Here is a 16,651-nt window from a genome sequence, read left to right as displayed (position 1 = left end):
ATTTCCCATACTTTCATCATCTCAAAAAATCGTATGAAAGCATCATACGATTTTATTTATTTAATTTGCTAAGCTGTGATACAAATCAAGGTAAGACTGACAAGCTGTATCCCAAGAGAAGTCACATTCCATTGCTTGGACTTGAAGCTTATTCCAAACATCTGGATGGTTATAGTAGACATCCAAGGCTGTTTGTAATGCCCAATTTAGCCAGTAAGAGGTTAAGTTATTAAAACTAAATCCTGTACCCGTTCCTTCAACTGGATTGAATGGTTGGACAGTATCTCTCAATCCGCCTACCTCATGAACAAGTGGTAATGTTCCATAACGCATAGCCATCATTTGAGAAAGTCCACAAGGTTCAAAACGACTTGGCATGAGGAAAATATCACAGGCTGCATAAATCTCTTGTGCTAGCTTGACATCAAAGGTAATATTGGCAGAAAGTTTATCTGGGAATACTTGACCAAACCATGAGAACGCTTGTTCAAAACCAGGATCACCTGTACCCAAGAGAACAATTTGAACATCTTCTTGAAGCATGCGATGCAAACCTTCAACAACGACATCAAAACCTTTCTGTCTTGTCAAACGCGACACAATACCAATCATTGGAACATCGGGACGAACTGGAAGACCAACTTTTTCTTGAAGTTTAGCTTTATTCTGAGCTTTTCCTGATAGGTCTGATTTGTTAAAATGGTAATCCAACAAAGGATCCGTCTCTGGATTATAAAGATCCGTATCGATTCCATTTACAATACCAGAAACCTTACCAGACTCCATTCGAAGAATTTGATCCAAACCACATCCAAACTCTGTTGTCATGATTTCATAAGCATAGCTTGGCGATACAGTAGATACACGATCTGCATAGAGGATACCAGCCTTCATCCAGTTCAGGCAGTCATTCCAGCGAACTGTACCATCCGCATAGCGTTCGAATCCAACTCTAAACAAGTCCCAAAGCATACCTTCAGAGAATTGACCTTGGAATTCCAGGTTGTGGATTGTTAAGACAGTCTTAATGTTTTGATAGGCCTGAATCCATCTGTATTTTTCCTTCAACAAGAAAGGAATCATAGCTGTATGATAATCATGAGCATGAAGAACATCAGGAATAAATCCAATACGCTCCATAGATTCTAAGGCTGCAAGTTGGAAGAAAGCAAAGCGTTCACCATCATCGAAATCACCATACACATGACCACGGAAGAAATAATACTGGTTGTCAATAAAGTAGAAGGTAACACCATTTAAAACAGTCTTCTTAATGCCACAAAATTGTCTACGCCAACCAACGTATACTTCAAATTGAAGAACATCTTCAATTTGATCACCAAACTTGGCTTCCACCATGTCATAGTATGGCAGGATAACAGAAACTTCATGACCAGCTTTAACTAATGATTTTGGAAGAGCCCCAATAACATCTCCCAAGCCACCTGTTTTAGAAAAAGGGGCTCCTTCGGCTGCTACAAATAAAATTTTCATGAAAGAATGTCCTCTGTTATTTTTTCACCTTTTTTGATGACAACAGGATTTTCTGCTGTACCACGAATAACAACTCCATCAGCTACTTCAGCACCCTTATCAATAATTGCATACTCAACTTGAGCGCCTTCACCAATGACAACACGAGGGAAAATAATAGACTCTTTAACTAAGCTATCTTTATGAATTTGAACATTACGAGAAATAACTGAACGAACAACTTTACCTTCGACAATACTACCAGAAGCAAACTGCGAAGTATTTACTTCACAACCAGGTGCATAATAAGTTGGTTCTTCGTTTTTCACCTTTGTATGAATCTTTTGATTTGGAGAGAACAAAGAGTAGAATTTATGCTGATCAAGCATATCAATATTGGCTTGGTAGTAGGTTTCTACAGAATGAATATTTGCCAAATAGCCAGTATACTCGTAGGCAAAAGCACCTTCTTTAGCTGCCAAATCACGAAGAACATAGCGAAGTTTTTCTGGATGTTCTTTCTGAGCTTCTTCTTCAAGACGTTCAATCAACCATGGGGTATCAACGACAAAGATATCGGTAGACATATTGTAAAGATTTTGGTCTGATTTTTTGTCAAAAAGCTTGTGAGAAAGCACATGGTCAGTTTCATCGATATCAAGGATTGCATTTACTTCTGAAATATCCTTCTTAGGTAGTTTCTTGTAAACAACTGTGATAGGAGATTTTGTAGTATTATGCAAATGGAAAACCTGAGCAAGATCAATATTTACCAAAACATCGCAGTTCAAGGAAACAGTTTGGTTAGATCCAGAACGTTTTAAATAAGTCAAGAGTTGTTGATAATACTCTTTACCGACTGTGCTGCTTTCTACACGTGTATTGTAAATACCTAAATAGTAGTGACTAAGTAGTGTATTCAAGCCCCACTCGCGACCTGAACGAATGTGGTCGAAAACTGAGCTGATATTATCTTGTTGGAAGATTCCAAAGACACTACGAACACCAGCATTTGCTAAACTTGAGAGTGGGAAGTCAATCAAACGATACTTTCCTCCAAATGGCAAACTTGCCACTGGACGGTTACTTGTCAAGGTTGACATATCATGGAAACCAACGGTATTTCCTAAAATCGCTGAATATTTATCAATCTTCATCTGTTGCTACCCCCACTACTTCGTTATATCCGACTACTTGTACTTCTTCTGTACCATCAATTTCTACACCATCGGCAATAATTGCACCTTCACCGATGATTGCACGTGTAATTTTAGCACCTCTACCGATAACTGCTCCACTCATGATGACAGAATCAACAACTTCTGCTCCCTTACGAACTTGAGCAGCTGTAGAAAGAATGGAATGTTTTACAGTACCATTCACGTAACATCCATCTACTACTAGAGAGTCTTCTACTTGAGCAAATTCTCCAAGGTAGTTTGGTGGAGCGATAAGGTTACGAGAATAAATTTTCCATTGACGATTTCGGCTATCTAGAGCATTTTCTGGAGAGATGTATTCCATATTTGCTTCCCAAAGAGATTCGATTGTACCAACATCCTTCCAGTATCCATTAAATTCATAGGCATAGACACTTTCACCTGTCTCAAGATAATTAGGAATAACATTCTTACCGAAGTCAGACATGTCAATATTATTCTTTTCAGCAGCAACTAGCATGTTGCGAAGTCGTTTCCAGTCAAAGATATAAATCCCCATTGATGCCTTGGTTGATTTTGGTTGGGCAGGTTTTTCTTCGAATTCAACAATGCGATTATTAGCATCTGTATTCATGATACCGAAACGACTAGCTTCTTTTAGTGGTACATCCAAGACAGCTACTGTCAAGCTGGCATTGTTATCCTTGTGTGATTGGAGCATATCATCATAGTCCATCTTGTAGATATGGTCTCCTGAAAGAATCAAAACATACTCAGGGTTAATGCTATCGATATAGTCAATATTTTGGTAAATCGCATGACTTGTACCTTCAAACCAACGATTTCCTTCACTTGCAGAGTAAGGTTGAAGGATAGAAACACCTGAATCAATTACATCAAGACCCCAACTAGAACCATTACCAATGTGGCTGTTGAGAGCTAGTGGTTGATACTGTGTGATAACCCCAACATTGTGGATACCAGAGTTGGCACAGTTAGAAAGAGCAAAGTCAATGATACGATAGCGCCCACCAAATTGAACAGCAGGTTTTGCAATGCTTTGAGTGAGTTTACCGAGTCGAGTTCCTTGCCCACCGGCAAGGATTAAAGCTAGCATTTCATTCTTCATTTTCTACTCCTTTTTGAGATTTATTTGATTCTTTTTTAGCGGGTTTCAAGCGACGTTTGATTTTCCAGATACTTGCCCCCATAGCTGGCAAAGTAAAGGTCAATGTCTGCTCATAATCCTTCCATAACCCTTCTTGAGTTTGAACAGTTTGGTTGTGTTCTTTCCAAACACCTCCCCATTGTTCCAACTCTGTATTCCAAATTTCTTCATACACACCTGCAACTGGCAGTCCAATTGTGAAATCAGGTCGTTCGACTGGTGCCATATTAAAGACACAGACTAGCATCTCGCCTTTCTTTCCTTTACGAATAAAGGAAAGAACACTCTGATCTCTATTATCTGCATCGATAATTTCAATTCCATCATAGCTTGTATCAATTTCCCAAAGACAACGGTGGTCCTTATAAAGTTGATTCAACTGAGATGTGAAGTATTTCATCTTGGCATTCATTGGATCTTCAAGGTTTGACCATTCTAATTGCTCTTCTGATTTCCACTCTAAGAATTGACCGAATTCGCTACCCATAAAGAGCAATTTCTTACCAGGGTGGCAAATTTGATAAGTATAAAGGTTTCTAAGGCCTGCAAATTGATTGTAACGATCCCCCCACATCTTATGCATCATACTCTTCTTACCATGTACAACCTCATCATGTGAGAATGGTAGGAGATAATTTTCATTAAAGACATACATAAAACTGAAGGTTACAAGGTTAAAATCATACTTGCGGTAAATTGGATCTTCTTCGTAGAAACGTAAGATATCATTCATCCATCCCATGTTCCACTTGTAGTCAAATCCAAGACCACCCATCTCTTTCGGACCTGTTATTTTAGTTGCCGAAGAGCTTTCTTCTGCAATCATCATGACATCAGGGTGAGCTAGCTTAATAACAGTATTTAAACGCTGAAGGAAATAATAGCCTTCGTAGTTAAGATTTCCACCGTCTTTATTTGGTGTCCAAGGTGCATTATCATAATCAAGATAAAGGATATTACTTACGGCATCTACACGGATACCATCTAAATGATAAAAATCAATCCAGAACTTAATGCTAGAAATTAGGAAAGATTGTACTTCGTTTTTACCTAAGTCGAAGTTTAATGCACCCCAACCATAGTTATGAGCTTTGTTATGGTCTTGATATTCAAAAGTCGGAGTTCCATCATAGTAGGCTAAGGCATCATCATTGATTGTAAAGTGACCTGGAACCCAGTCAACGATAACACCGATATTGTTTAAATGACACTCCTCAACAAAGTCTTGAAACTCTTCTGGTCTTCCGTAAGAATGTTCTAAACCGAAATATCCCATAAGTTGATAGCCCCAACTTAAACCTAGCGGGTGAGCCATCAAAGGCATAAACTCTATATGAGTGTAGTTCATTTCAACTAAGTAAGGAATCAACTCTTCTTTTAATTGAGCAAAACTATATGGAGTTCCATCTGGATTTCGTTTCCAGGAACCAGCGTGTGCTTCGTAAATATTAACTGGTCTTTCGAAGAATCCCAAACGTTTTCTACGAGCTAACCAAAGTCCATCCTTCCATTTCTTTTCTGGAATTTCTGTTAACACAGCCCCTGTTCCTGGACGTGCTTCATACCGAACAGCTAAAGGATCAATCTTCATAAGCTGATGACCGTTAGCCCGTGTGATATGATATTTATAAATCTGACCTTCTTGGGCAAAAGTTGTAAAAACTTCCCAAACTCCAGATTCGTTTCGAACCATAGGGATTTGATTTTCAACCCAATTCGTGAAATCACCGACTAGATGAACAGCCTGCGCATTCGGAGCCCAAACACGGAATGTGTAACCCCATTCCCCGTCTTTCTCCTCACGATGTGCGCCCAAATAGTGCTGAAGATGGAAATTTTCGCCTGTTGTAAAAGTTCTTAAAGCTTCTAATGTATCCATAAATCCCCCTTTATATTGTAAGCGTTTTCTATATTTCTATTATACTATCTTTTAAGAAAACTTTCAACCAATTTCCGAATTATCATAAATATTTTTTAGAAAATCTTCAAGTAATTATCTTGACATTTCTTAAATTTTCAGTATTTATTGATATTCTACCTTGATAAAAGTTTTTGAATCATTAAATCACTTACAATATTTTTTTCAATGCTAATTTTGCAAAACAGATACTTAAAAAACTTAACGTTATTTTCATGAATCAAACTTTTTGTTCGGATAAAGTATCTTAAGTACAATTTTATCAAATTTTCTGAAATTTTCAACTATTTTTGGTAATATTCCCATATTTTTTATTAGGACAAATTTATATAGAAAAAAACTCAAGATTAATCTTGAGTTTTATTTTTTTAAACTAAAACATTCATAACTGCAACGCTCACATTATCAAGAGTGTTTTCTTGGTTTGAACGACTATTTGTAACCAACATTTCTAGATTTCCAGCATTTTCATAATAGAAAGATGCACCTTTGGCATTAAATACAACCAAGAAATGTTCTTTAGTTCCCTGAATCTCATAGACAATCCAGCCACTATTTTCAATAGCTGTGTGAACAAAGACGTGACGGTATACTTCCTCGTATGTTGGATATGAAAAAGCACTAGTCTTTGTTTTAAGCCCTATAATCTGACGAATAAATTCTATGCTTTCTTGACGCTCATTAATTAAATCCCAGTCTACCTGGTTAACAGCGTCTGGAGCATTGTAACTGTTCATAGCACGTTCGCGATCATCATGAGTCAACTCACCGTTTTCGCCTGTAGGAACCAGTTTGGTACGTCCAAACTCTTGACCAAGTTCCATAAAAGAGATGCCTTGCATGAGTAGATTCATTGCAGTTGCTGTTTCTACCTTTTTCATGATACTTGCTTGGTCTTCTGTTGGATGAAGTGTAGTTAATAAATCATGCAAGTTATAGTTATCATGGGCTTCTACATAGTTGACAACCTGGTTAGGGCTTAGATAAGAGCCTAGTTCACGACTACCAAGGATAGCTTTGGCAACAATTGGCTCAGTGGCAGCACCACTTACGAAGCCTGATTTGATATCACCATAAACTTCAGCACCCTTAACCGCATTACGTTGATCATCATTGAAGAAGCCAATATTAGGTAATTGATAGGCATTGTCTTTCTTAGCCTTATCATAAGGAGCAAGACCAGTTCCCATATCCCAGCCTTCTCCATAAAGGATGATTTTAGGATCAACTTCATCCATAGCCCAACGGATCATCTGCATGGTTTTAACATCATGTATTCCCATCAAGTCAAAGCGGAAACCATCGATATTAAACTCATTCACCCAATAAAGAAGTGAATCAATCATGTACTTACGAAACATTTCGTGTTCACTGGCAGTCTCGTTTCCTACACCTGTCCCATTTTGATAGCTTCCATCACGGTTCATTCGGTAATAATAGTCTGGTACCGTTGTTTGGAATGGGGCATCAACAGTCGAAAACGTATGATTGTAAACCACATCCATAATGACGCCAATTCCAGCATCATGATAAGCTTGAATCATCGTCTTCAAATCGCGGATGACTTGACCTGGATCATTTGGATTCGTAGACATGCTGGTTTCTGGTGCATTGTAGTTTTGTGGATCGTAACCCCAGTTGTAGGTCACACTACCATCTGCATCATACTCTTTATGACGATCAGCAATTGGTTGCAGTTGAACATAGTTCACACCAAGTTCTTTGATGTAGTCAAATGCAGTAGACTGACCATATTTGTTGACAGTTCCAGTTTGAGCAGCACCCAAGAAAGTACCTCTTAATTCTGGAGCAACACCAGAAGTTTCAGACTTAGTCAAGTCACGAATGTGCATTTCGTAAACAACCGCTTTACAAGGATTTTCCAATCGCCAAGTTGCTTCCGTTCCATTCTTAACTTCAAAACCTTCAACTTGACGTTCTTTTTCTGAAAGGATTGCTGAACGTTTGCCATCTGGACTTGTCGCTATTGTATATGGATCCCGGGTCAATGATTGATGATGTGGAAAATCAATCTGATATTGATAGGCACGACCTGCAAGACTTTCAGGAATTGTCAAATTCCAAACGCCAATTGTATTATCCTTGTGACTGTAGGAATAACTATTCCCACGTTTCATTTCATAGGTTTTTAGAATTGGAGCATCATTACTGGCTGATTCATAGACTACAACTTGTACAGTTGTTGCTGTTGGCGACCAAAGTTTAAAGCTTGTTTCTTCTTCAGAAACATGGCATCCCAACTCTCCTTGGTAACCCCAGTGGTGATCAAAACTAGCACTGTTAATCGCTTTGTCAAAAGCAAATGGATTTTGATCTTTATAGTGTGGACTTGCAATAGCTGGATTTTCAGAATAATAAACAGTGTCATCTCCATCTAAAATCCATACTTCCGTTAGAAGAGGATAATAATTAAATCGGATTGGATATTCTTTAGTTTCCCCATCTTTTTCTACTCTAAAAACCATTTGTGAAAGAGGACTTTCACTTGATTGAGTAAATGACAACTTCTCTCCAAAGTATTCTTCCTCTTTAACAAATTCTACTGAATCAGCTAGCCCCTTACTAAAGTTGCAATTCTGATATGCTCCATCCTTACGATGATAATGAATAAGTACAGGATAATTGTACATAGTTCTCCCTAATTTCTAATTGTTAAATTTTAAAAAATAATTTCTTGTTTATATTTTCGAGTTGGATCAAGAAATCTAAGATAGTCATTCTTTAGTGTGTAATGATTATAAACTCTCCAACCAAGCTTCATCTCGAATCTCAATTCCAAGTTCTTGTGCTTTTTGGAGTTTGCTACCTGCATCTGCTCCTGCTACCACAAGGTCAGTCTTCTTCGATACACTACCCGTTACCTTGGCTCCAAGATTTTCGAGTTTACTTTTAGCTTCCGAGCGAGTAAGACGTTCAAGTTTTCCTGTCAATACGACTGTTAGACCTGATAAGGCTGCATCTGCTGCAACGACCTGTCCTTTGTAGTCTAGATTAACATCTAATTCTTTCAATTCTCTTAAAAGGATTTTAGCGCCCTCAGTCTCAAAATAAGATTGGAGACTTTGAGCAATGACACTTCCTAAACTTTCAATGCCTGCAACTTCTTCAGGACTTGCTTGAGCCAGTGTTTCGATTGAGTGGAAATGTTGTAAGAGTAACTGACTTGCCTTGCTTCCTACATGTCGAATTCCCAAACCAAATAAGAGTTTTTCGGCAGAATTTTCTTTAGAAGCTTGAATAGCCTGATAAAGTTTTTGAGCCGATTTCTCCTTGATGCCGTCTAACAGGAGAAAATCTTCAATCGTCAATCGATATATATCTGCAACATCCTTGACCAATTGTGCATCAAAAAGTTTTTCAACGACTGATGGACCGAGGCCAGAGATATTCATGGCATCACGGGATGCGAAGTGAATTAGACCTTCCTTGATTTGAGCTGGACAACGTGGGTTTATACAACGAAGAGCCACCTCATCTTCAAAGTGTAATAGCTTGCTCTCACAACTTGGACAGTTTGTTGGAATATCTAGTTTCTCCTCAGAAACTCGCTTAGACTCAACCACTCGTAAAACAGCGGGAATAATATCGCCTGCCTTGTAGACAATGACTGTATCATCCTTGCGGATATCCTTTTCAGCGATATAGTCTACATTATGCAGGGTTGCACGACTAACTGTTGTACCTGCCAATTGCACCGGAGTAAGATTAGCAGTCGGAGTTACGACACCAGTTCTTCCTACTGTCCAGTCAACAGAAAGCAATTTTGCTTCTTTTTCTTCTGCAGGGAACTTATAAGCTACTGCCCACTTAGGTGCTTTGACTGTAAATCCAAGCTGCTCTTGACCAGCTAGGTCGTTGACCTTAATCACGACACCGTCGATATCATATGGCAATTGGTCTCGTTCTTGACCTACTTCTTGGATAAACTCCCAAACCTCATCCATGCTGTGCGCTAATAGTCGTCTTGGATTGACAACAAAGCCCAATTGTTCTAAATGTTTTAAAACCTTCTCTTGGCTATCTCTAGTTGAGGGACTTGCTTCCTGATAGAGGAAAGTTGCAAGATTACGCTTAGCTACTACTGCAGTATCTAACTGGCGAAGAGTTCCTGCAGCAGCATTTCGAGGATTAGCAAACTCCGGCTCCCCGTTTTCTTGACGAGCAAGATTGACTTGATTGAAAGAAGCTCTTGGCATATAACATTCACCACGAACAGTGATATCTAATTTTTCTGGTAAAGATAAAGGAATGTCTTTCACTCGTTTAAGATTTTCAGTGATGTTTTCACCGATGGAGCCATCACCACGAGTTGCCCCAGCAACAAAAAGTCCTTGCTCATAAGTCAAGGAAATCGATAAACCATCAATCTTCAACTCACAAATATAAGTGACATCATCCAATTCTTTACGGACACGCGCATCAAAGGCATCCAATTCTTCACGTGAAAAAGCATCCTGCAAACTATAGAGAGGATACTGATGACTATATTTTTCAAAACCATCGAGGATCTTTCCACCTACACGATGTGTCGGGCTTTCTGGCAAGACTTGGTCCGGATGAGCTTTTTCTAACTCTACCAATTCACGATAAAGACGGTCATACTCACTATCAGATACAGATGGATTGTCACTTGTATAATACTCTGTCGCATAGCGATTGAGCAACTCAACGAGCTCTTTCATTCTTTCATTCATAAAACCATTTTACCATAAAAAGGACTATAGAAACAATATTCAAGTTCTAAAAAAGAAAATGAGAAGGATATTTCTATCCTTCTCATTTATTTTTATTTTTTACGATTCAAAATAGCGTTCAAAATGATGGCCACCGTACTTGCAATGACGATACCATTTGAGAAGAACATTTGTAATTCAGTCGGTAAAGTATTGAAGAGGTTGCTTCCGTTTAATCCCACACCAGCAGCAATAGAAACTGCTGCAATGAGGAAGTTGTGTTCATTGTGCTCAAAGTCCACACGAGACAAGATTTGCATTCCTTGTAGAGACACAAAACCGAACATGACAAGCATGGCTCCACCTAGAACAGGGCTAGGGATAATCTGTGCCAAGGCACCGAACTTAGGCAAGAGACCAAGTAAGATAAGAAAACCTGCAGCATAGTAGATCGGCAAACGTGTACGAATACCTGAAAGTTTCACCAAACCTACGTTTTGTGAAAATCCTGTATAAGGGAAGGTATTGAAAATACCACCGAGAAGCACCGCAATACCTTCAGCACGATAACCATTACGGAGACGAGTGCTATCGATTGGATCTTTAGTAATATCAGAAAGGGCAAGATATACACCAGTTGATTCTACCATTGATACAGTAGCGATAATACACATCATGACAATAGAAGAAATCTCAAATTGTGGAGCACCAAAGTAGAATGGAGTTGGGATATGAACAAGTGGAGCTTCTGCTACTGGAGAGAAATCAACCAAGCCCATAGTCGCAGCGATGATAGTACCTGCAATCAAACCAATCAAAATAGAAATTGACTTAATAAATCCTTTTGTAAAAATATTAACCAAAAGAATAATAAGAACAGTAATCATTGCCAAGGCTAGACTTTGTCCCGTTGGTTTTTCGACGTTATTTCCCATATTCCCAATAGCAACTGGAATCAAGGTCAATCCGATTGTTGTGATGACAGAACCTGTTACGATTGAAGGGAACAGATTAGCAATCTTAGAAAATACACCTGCTACAAGAACAACATAAATACCAGAAGCAATCAAGGCACCAAACATAGCACCACTACCGTGACTTTGTCCAATCATAATAAGTGGAGCAACAGACTGAAAGGCAACACCCAGAACAACCGGTAAACCGACACCGAAATATTTATTTAATTGTAACTGCAATAGAGTTGCGACCCCACACATAAAGATATCTGTAGAGATAAGGTAGGTCAACTGTTGAGCTGAATACCCCAAAGCACCTGCAATCATAATTGGTACTAGGATTGAACCTGAGTACATAGCAAGTAAGTGTTGCAAACCAAGAACGGCTGCCTGTGAGTGTTTTTCCTGTTGTTTCATTAGATGTCTGCCTCCTTGAAGATAACTCTTCCATTTTCAAAACGCTCTAAACGAGCAAGTGATACTACCTGATGACCTGATTTTTCTAACAGCTCACGACCATCTTGGAAGGATTTTTCAATCACAATTCCGACGGCCTCAACTGTAGCACCAGCTTGCTCGATAATCTGAATCAAACCTTTAGCTGCTTGACCATTAGCCAAGAAATCATCAATAATTAATACTTTATCTCCTGGAGATAAGAACTTCCCTGCAATAGATACAGTGCTAGTAACTTGTTTCGTGAAAGAAAATACTTCTGCAGTTAAAATTCCTTCATTCATGGTAATATTTTTTGCCTTCTTAGCAAAAATCATAGGTACATCTAATTGTTCTGCAACATATAGAGCTGGAGCAATTCCAGATGCTTCAATGGTTACAACTTTTGTAATGCCAGCATTTTTAAAATGCTCTGCAAAAGTACGACCAATCTCACGCAGCAAGGAATAGTCAACTTGGTGGGTCAAGAAGGAATCCACCTTAAGAATATTCTCACCTAGAATATTCCCATCTTTTAAAATACGTTCCTCTAGTAATTTCACATTAACCTCCGAAATAAAAAGGGACTTACAAAGTAAGCCCCTTAGAAAGATTGAAACAGATATCTCTGCTTCTTTTATCTCTCTTGACTTACTCATTGTTAGGTATTTACGGTACCTTGTAGAAACGCCACGCCAATTCGCGGCATAAATAAGTAATGATATTTTTAGTGAGCATCTCCATTCCAGATAGAGTTCTTCACAATCACATAATCTACATGTCTAAGATCAGCTACCTTTCGACCTCCAGCATAAGAAATCGAACTTTGCAAATCTTGTTCCATCTCAGTTAAGGTATCTTGTAAATGTCCTTTGGCAGGAAGGAGAATCTTCTTACCTTCAACATTCTTATAAGCACCTTTTTGATATTCTGAAGCTGAACCATAGTACTCTTTGAATTGTTTACCATCAACTTCAACTGTTTTACCAGGACTTTCGATATGACCTGCAAATAGTGAGCCAATCATCACCATACTTGCACCAAAGCGGATTGACTTGGCAATATCTCCGTGTGTACGGATACCGCCATCGGCAATAATTGGTTTACGCGCAGCTTTAGCACACCAGCGAAGAGCTGCTAACTGCCAACCACCAGTACCAAAACCAGTTTTGACCTTAGTAATACATACCTTACCTGGACCGATTCCGATCTTAGTAGCATCTGCACCAGCATTTTCAAGTTCACGAACGGCTTCTGGAGTACCAACGTTACCAGCGATGACAAAGGTATCTGGCAATTCTTTTTTGATGTGCTGAATCATTGAAATCACACTGTCGGCGTGTCCATGAGCGATATCAATAGTGATGTACTCTGGCGCATCTTCCTTTAATTGACTAACAAAATCATACTCGTAATCTTTAACACCGACAGAGATAGAAGCAATCAAACCTTTTTCATGCATGCGTTTCACAAAAGGAATGCGCCCAGCTTCATCGAAGCGATGCATAATATAGAAATAACCACCTTTTGCAAGTTGTTCTGCAACATCTTCATCCAATATAGTTTGCATATTAGAAGGAACAACTGGTAATTTGAAAGTGTGCTTCCCTAGTGTTACTTGTGTGTCAGCTTCTGCTCGACTTTGAAGAACACACTTATTTGGAATTAGCTGAATATCTTCATAGTCAAAAATCGGAAATTCGTTTAACATTTCGATGTCTCGTTTCTTTTATAATGACCTACCTATGCTTTCGCATCACTACGTCTTTTCCGACGTTTCCTTTAAAGATTATAAACTAAGGTAAAGTTTTTGTCAAACATTTTGAAACCTAAAATTTATAACGTTCGGATTTTACTTATGGTTTCATAAAAAATAGAGAGTTTATGAACTCTCTATTTTTGTTTTATATTATTTTGAAAAATTATTTCTGATATTCCTAGCATGTCATGGAATTCGCTGTAGGATGAAGCCTTCTGCGGGATTTGGATAGACCATTTTTTCAACTGGGCTCCATAACCTACAACCTTTCCTATTTCACTACTTACTGTCTGATCTATGCTCGGGAAAATCAAGCCAGCTTTTTCCGCTTGTAAGATATAAGCATAAGAAATCAATTGAAATAGATCATCACGATTGATTCCTTTTTCAGTTAATTCTAGTTTTTTATATTTAGCATCTAAAACTATTTTTAACTCTTTATGATAATAATCTGGATATACCTTTCGTTTCCCACCAGAAAATACAGAGATACCACCCTTCTTTTCTTTATTGCGTGGATGTATGAAATCTTTTGGCAACAAGGTATGAACATATTCTTCCCAAAGCCAAGCAACGTCAAAGAGAATGCCATGAATTTTTTGCTCTTGATATCCTAAACCGTGCTTTTCTCTGTTTAATATCATTAGACAAAGCTCTTGCAACTTTCTGTATTCTCGAAAGTAGGCATGACGAAGTGGTTTGGTTTGATTTCGTAGAATTATCTTAGCACGATCAGCTAGTTTATAAGATGGGGTTACACGAATAATTTCTGTAATATTTTCACGATTGCTATCAATGATGCCTCTTCCTAGAGATTTCTGATTTTTAATGTACTCAATAGTATGACGGATCAGCTGCATTATAGGATTATCAAAAGTAAACTCTCTGGTTGTATAAGCAATATTACCTGTGAAAGGAAGATTTTTCTTGAGATGGTTTCTTACATCAATCACTCCCTTGATATGGCTATCATTATGAGAAAATCTCTGGTATTCCTTATAAAGTCCCTTTCGCATAGCAGCTTCCAAATACTTTGGAAAGAGGTAGATTAAAAGCTGATAGAGTCGATCCTCATACGATAACTCTACATCTAAACTAGTGAGATTGATATTTAGAACTTTCTGCAATAGATAATGCAAAAAATAGTCATCACTTTTACTCGAAAAGCGAGAAGAAATCGTTATTCTCTCCTGACCACAACCCAGAAATCCAATCACATTCCCTGTCTTGATTTTCTGATTTACGGTTTCCAAAATCTTTTGGTCCTTATCCAAATCAGGAGAGTTTTTCAGGTCGTTTGGAAATATAAAGATACTATCTTCTTGAGAAAGATTATCTAGAGTTCTATCTAAAAGAACCTGACTAATTTTAGGATACTTTGCGATAAACTCTTCTTTGCTTATGCTCTGTTGATTATCAGTTAACTGCATCGTCATCACCAATATCTTGCTGATTTTTCAGATCATATGCTTTTTTCAAAGTATTCAGCGTCGTATCTTCTTCATAAGAACCACGCAAGTAATCTTCCAAAAGAGGTTTAAGATAATCGGACCAGAGTAACTCATAGTCAAAGTTTACTTCTTCTAGTTTAAGGAAATAACTTGGTCCGATATGATAATGACTGTTTAGCTCCTGAACTTTCTCAATTTCAGCATTCAAGTTTCTTAGACGCGCTTTCGCTTCTTCAGCTTTATCGCCAAGAACATCATCCAGCATTCCTAGTTGGCTTTCAGCAGTAACTTCAACAAAACGGAAACGACGACGCATTGCAAAATCAAAGGTGTCCACCGAACGATCAATATCATTCATAGTTCCGATAATATAGACATTTTCAGGGATATAAAACTTGTCATCAGTTTCGTGTAAATTTGCATATTGAGTAGAAACACTTCCCTTTTCACCACGATAGCCAGGGTCAATAGAGAAAAAGAGCTCTCCAAAAATCTTAGAAATCTCACCTCGGTTAATTTCATCAATGATGAAGACGAATTTCTTGTCAGTGTCAATCATTGGAGACACATAATCACGTAATCCATAACTTTCTTTCATGTGATCCAAAACAATTTTTTGATAAGTTTCGTACTTTAAATTAGTATCTTCACCCTTATACAAAAGATACACTTTTTCTTTGGTGGCAACAGGAGAATCAAACTTCACATTCCCTTGACTATTTAGACTGGCTGGAACAGAACTACGAGGGAAGAAATATTGTCCTTGCTTTTCATTGATAGCATTCGTAAGCTTAGCCCACGTTTCCTCAAAATTATCTTGCCCTCCGATTTTCTGAGCTTCTTTAGCTAATTGACAAAACTTCTTAAAGATACCATCTTGTAGTTTAAAATCAATAGTTCCATCCTCATTTGAATCCGGTCTTAACCCCTCAACAAAATCCGTATAGTCATAAGATGGGTGGAATTGCACAAAGCCGATTTGGTCTTCGTTTCCACCTGTTAATTCTAAGGCAATTTCTTTAGCAAGATAAGTTTTTCCCGTTCCTGGTGCACCACGGAGGATGAGGTTTTTGGATTTTACTAATTTATCTAAATAATCATTAATATTTTTATTCATAACAACTTTCTCTATATTTTTTCTGTATGTACCATTTAGAATGGATTTATATAAATTGATACGTTCTTTATTACTATCCCAAAGGACGGTTTGTCTTGCACCTTTTGTACCTTGGTATTCCCATCCACCATCTACTTTCAACCAATTAACACCAATACAATGTTTAAACTTTGATTTTGTTTCATCAAAGTAATATGTTTTCACACATTGACCAATTCCTAAAATTTCCTTAAACCCTGAGGTAGCTATTATATAATCATTTATTTTTATGTCATGTGCAAACTTCCAAATAAATAAATTTCTCCGTTTTCCTTGCTTCAATTCTTCAGGATTATTATAATCTAAAATATTAGATAAATTAGCATCATAATCTATACAAGCTATATTTTCATCTTTAAATAAAGACCAGACCTTTCCACCTCCTCCTGCAATTATCATCCAATAATTTACTTTCTCTTCCATTTTGTTACTCCGTTTTTATAAATAGGAAAGTTAATATCCAAGATTACTAAATCCTACT

General features: G+C 37.8%; 11 protein-coding genes and 1 riboswitch. All 11 genes read right to left on the bottom strand.

Features of this window, described 5'->3' with window-relative positions:
• Positions 1 to 60 precede the first annotated feature (60 nt).
• The 11 genes from glgA to AB8E63_RS04515 all read right to left on the bottom strand — a co-directional run bounded on the left by glgA (position 61) and on the right by AB8E63_RS04515 (position 16,593).
• A complete protein-coding gene (glgA, locus tag AB8E63_RS04565; RefSeq protein ID WP_368910171.1) occupies positions 61 to 1,494 on the bottom strand; it encodes a glycogen synthase GlgA in 1,434 nt (477 codons plus the stop codon).
• Entirely contained in the window at positions 1,491 to 2,630 is a 1,140-nt protein-coding gene (glgD, locus tag AB8E63_RS04560) for a glucose-1-phosphate adenylyltransferase subunit GlgD (protein WP_368910169.1), read from the bottom strand. The genes glgA and glgD overlap by 4 nt, the downstream gene beginning before the upstream one ends.
• Entirely contained in the window at positions 2,620 to 3,762 is a 1,143-nt protein-coding gene (locus AB8E63_RS04555; protein ID WP_368910167.1) for a glucose-1-phosphate adenylyltransferase, read from the bottom strand. The genes glgD and AB8E63_RS04555 overlap by 11 nt, the downstream gene beginning before the upstream one ends.
• Positions 3,752 to 5,680, bottom strand: a complete 1,929-nt coding sequence (gene glgB, locus AB8E63_RS04550; protein WP_074324143.1) for a 1,4-alpha-glucan branching protein GlgB — start codon at positions 5,678 to 5,680, stop codon at positions 3,752 to 3,754. The genes AB8E63_RS04555 and glgB overlap by 11 nt, the downstream gene beginning before the upstream one ends.
• A gap of 407 nt (positions 5,681 to 6,087) precedes the next feature.
• Entirely contained in the window at positions 6,088 to 8,370 is a 2,283-nt protein-coding gene (pulA, locus tag AB8E63_RS04545) for a type I pullulanase (RefSeq protein ID WP_368910165.1), read from the bottom strand.
• Between the two features lie 105 nt (positions 8,371 to 8,475).
• Positions 8,476 to 10,434, bottom strand: a complete 1,959-nt coding sequence (ligA, locus tag AB8E63_RS04540; RefSeq protein WP_368910163.1) for an NAD-dependent DNA ligase LigA — start codon at positions 10,432 to 10,434, stop codon at positions 8,476 to 8,478.
• A 92-nt stretch (positions 10,435 to 10,526) separates the two neighbouring features.
• Positions 10,527 to 11,786, bottom strand: a complete 1,260-nt coding sequence (locus tag AB8E63_RS04535) for a nucleobase:cation symporter-2 family protein (protein ID WP_368910161.1) — start codon at positions 11,784 to 11,786, stop codon at positions 10,527 to 10,529.
• Positions 11,786 to 12,367 (bottom strand): xanthine phosphoribosyltransferase, encoded by a 582-nt coding sequence (locus tag AB8E63_RS04530; protein WP_178894947.1) that lies wholly within the window; start codon positions 12,365 to 12,367, stop codon positions 11,786 to 11,788. The genes AB8E63_RS04535 and AB8E63_RS04530 overlap by 1 nt, the downstream gene beginning before the upstream one ends.
• A 75-nt stretch (positions 12,368 to 12,442) precedes the next feature.
• Positions 12,443 to 12,539, bottom strand: a riboswitch (purine riboswitch).
• Positions 12,532 to 13,515 carry a GMP reductase gene (gene guaC, locus AB8E63_RS04525; protein WP_368910159.1) on the bottom strand — a complete coding sequence of 328 codons (984 nt, stop codon included), beginning with the start codon at positions 13,513 to 13,515 and terminating at the stop codon, positions 12,532 to 12,534. It overlaps the preceding riboswitch by 8 nt.
• A gap of 182 nt (positions 13,516 to 13,697) precedes the next feature.
• On the bottom strand, positions 13,698 to 14,993 hold the full coding sequence (locus AB8E63_RS04520; RefSeq protein ID WP_368910241.1) for an McrC family protein: 1,296 nt from the start codon (positions 14,991 to 14,993) through the stop codon (positions 13,698 to 13,700).
• A complete protein-coding gene (locus tag AB8E63_RS04515; RefSeq protein WP_368910158.1) occupies positions 14,980 to 16,593 on the bottom strand; it encodes an AAA family ATPase in 1,614 nt (537 codons plus the stop codon). The genes AB8E63_RS04520 and AB8E63_RS04515 overlap by 14 nt, the downstream gene beginning before the upstream one ends.
• Positions 16,594 to 16,651: the final 58 nt, after the last annotated feature.

Source organism: Streptococcus sp. oral taxon 061 (assembly GCF_964211575.1).
Lineage (GTDB): Bacteria > Bacillota > Bacilli > Lactobacillales > Streptococcaceae > Streptococcus.
Note: the sequence above shows the minus strand (reverse complement) of the source record. Positions and strands in the feature narration are given on the sequence as shown.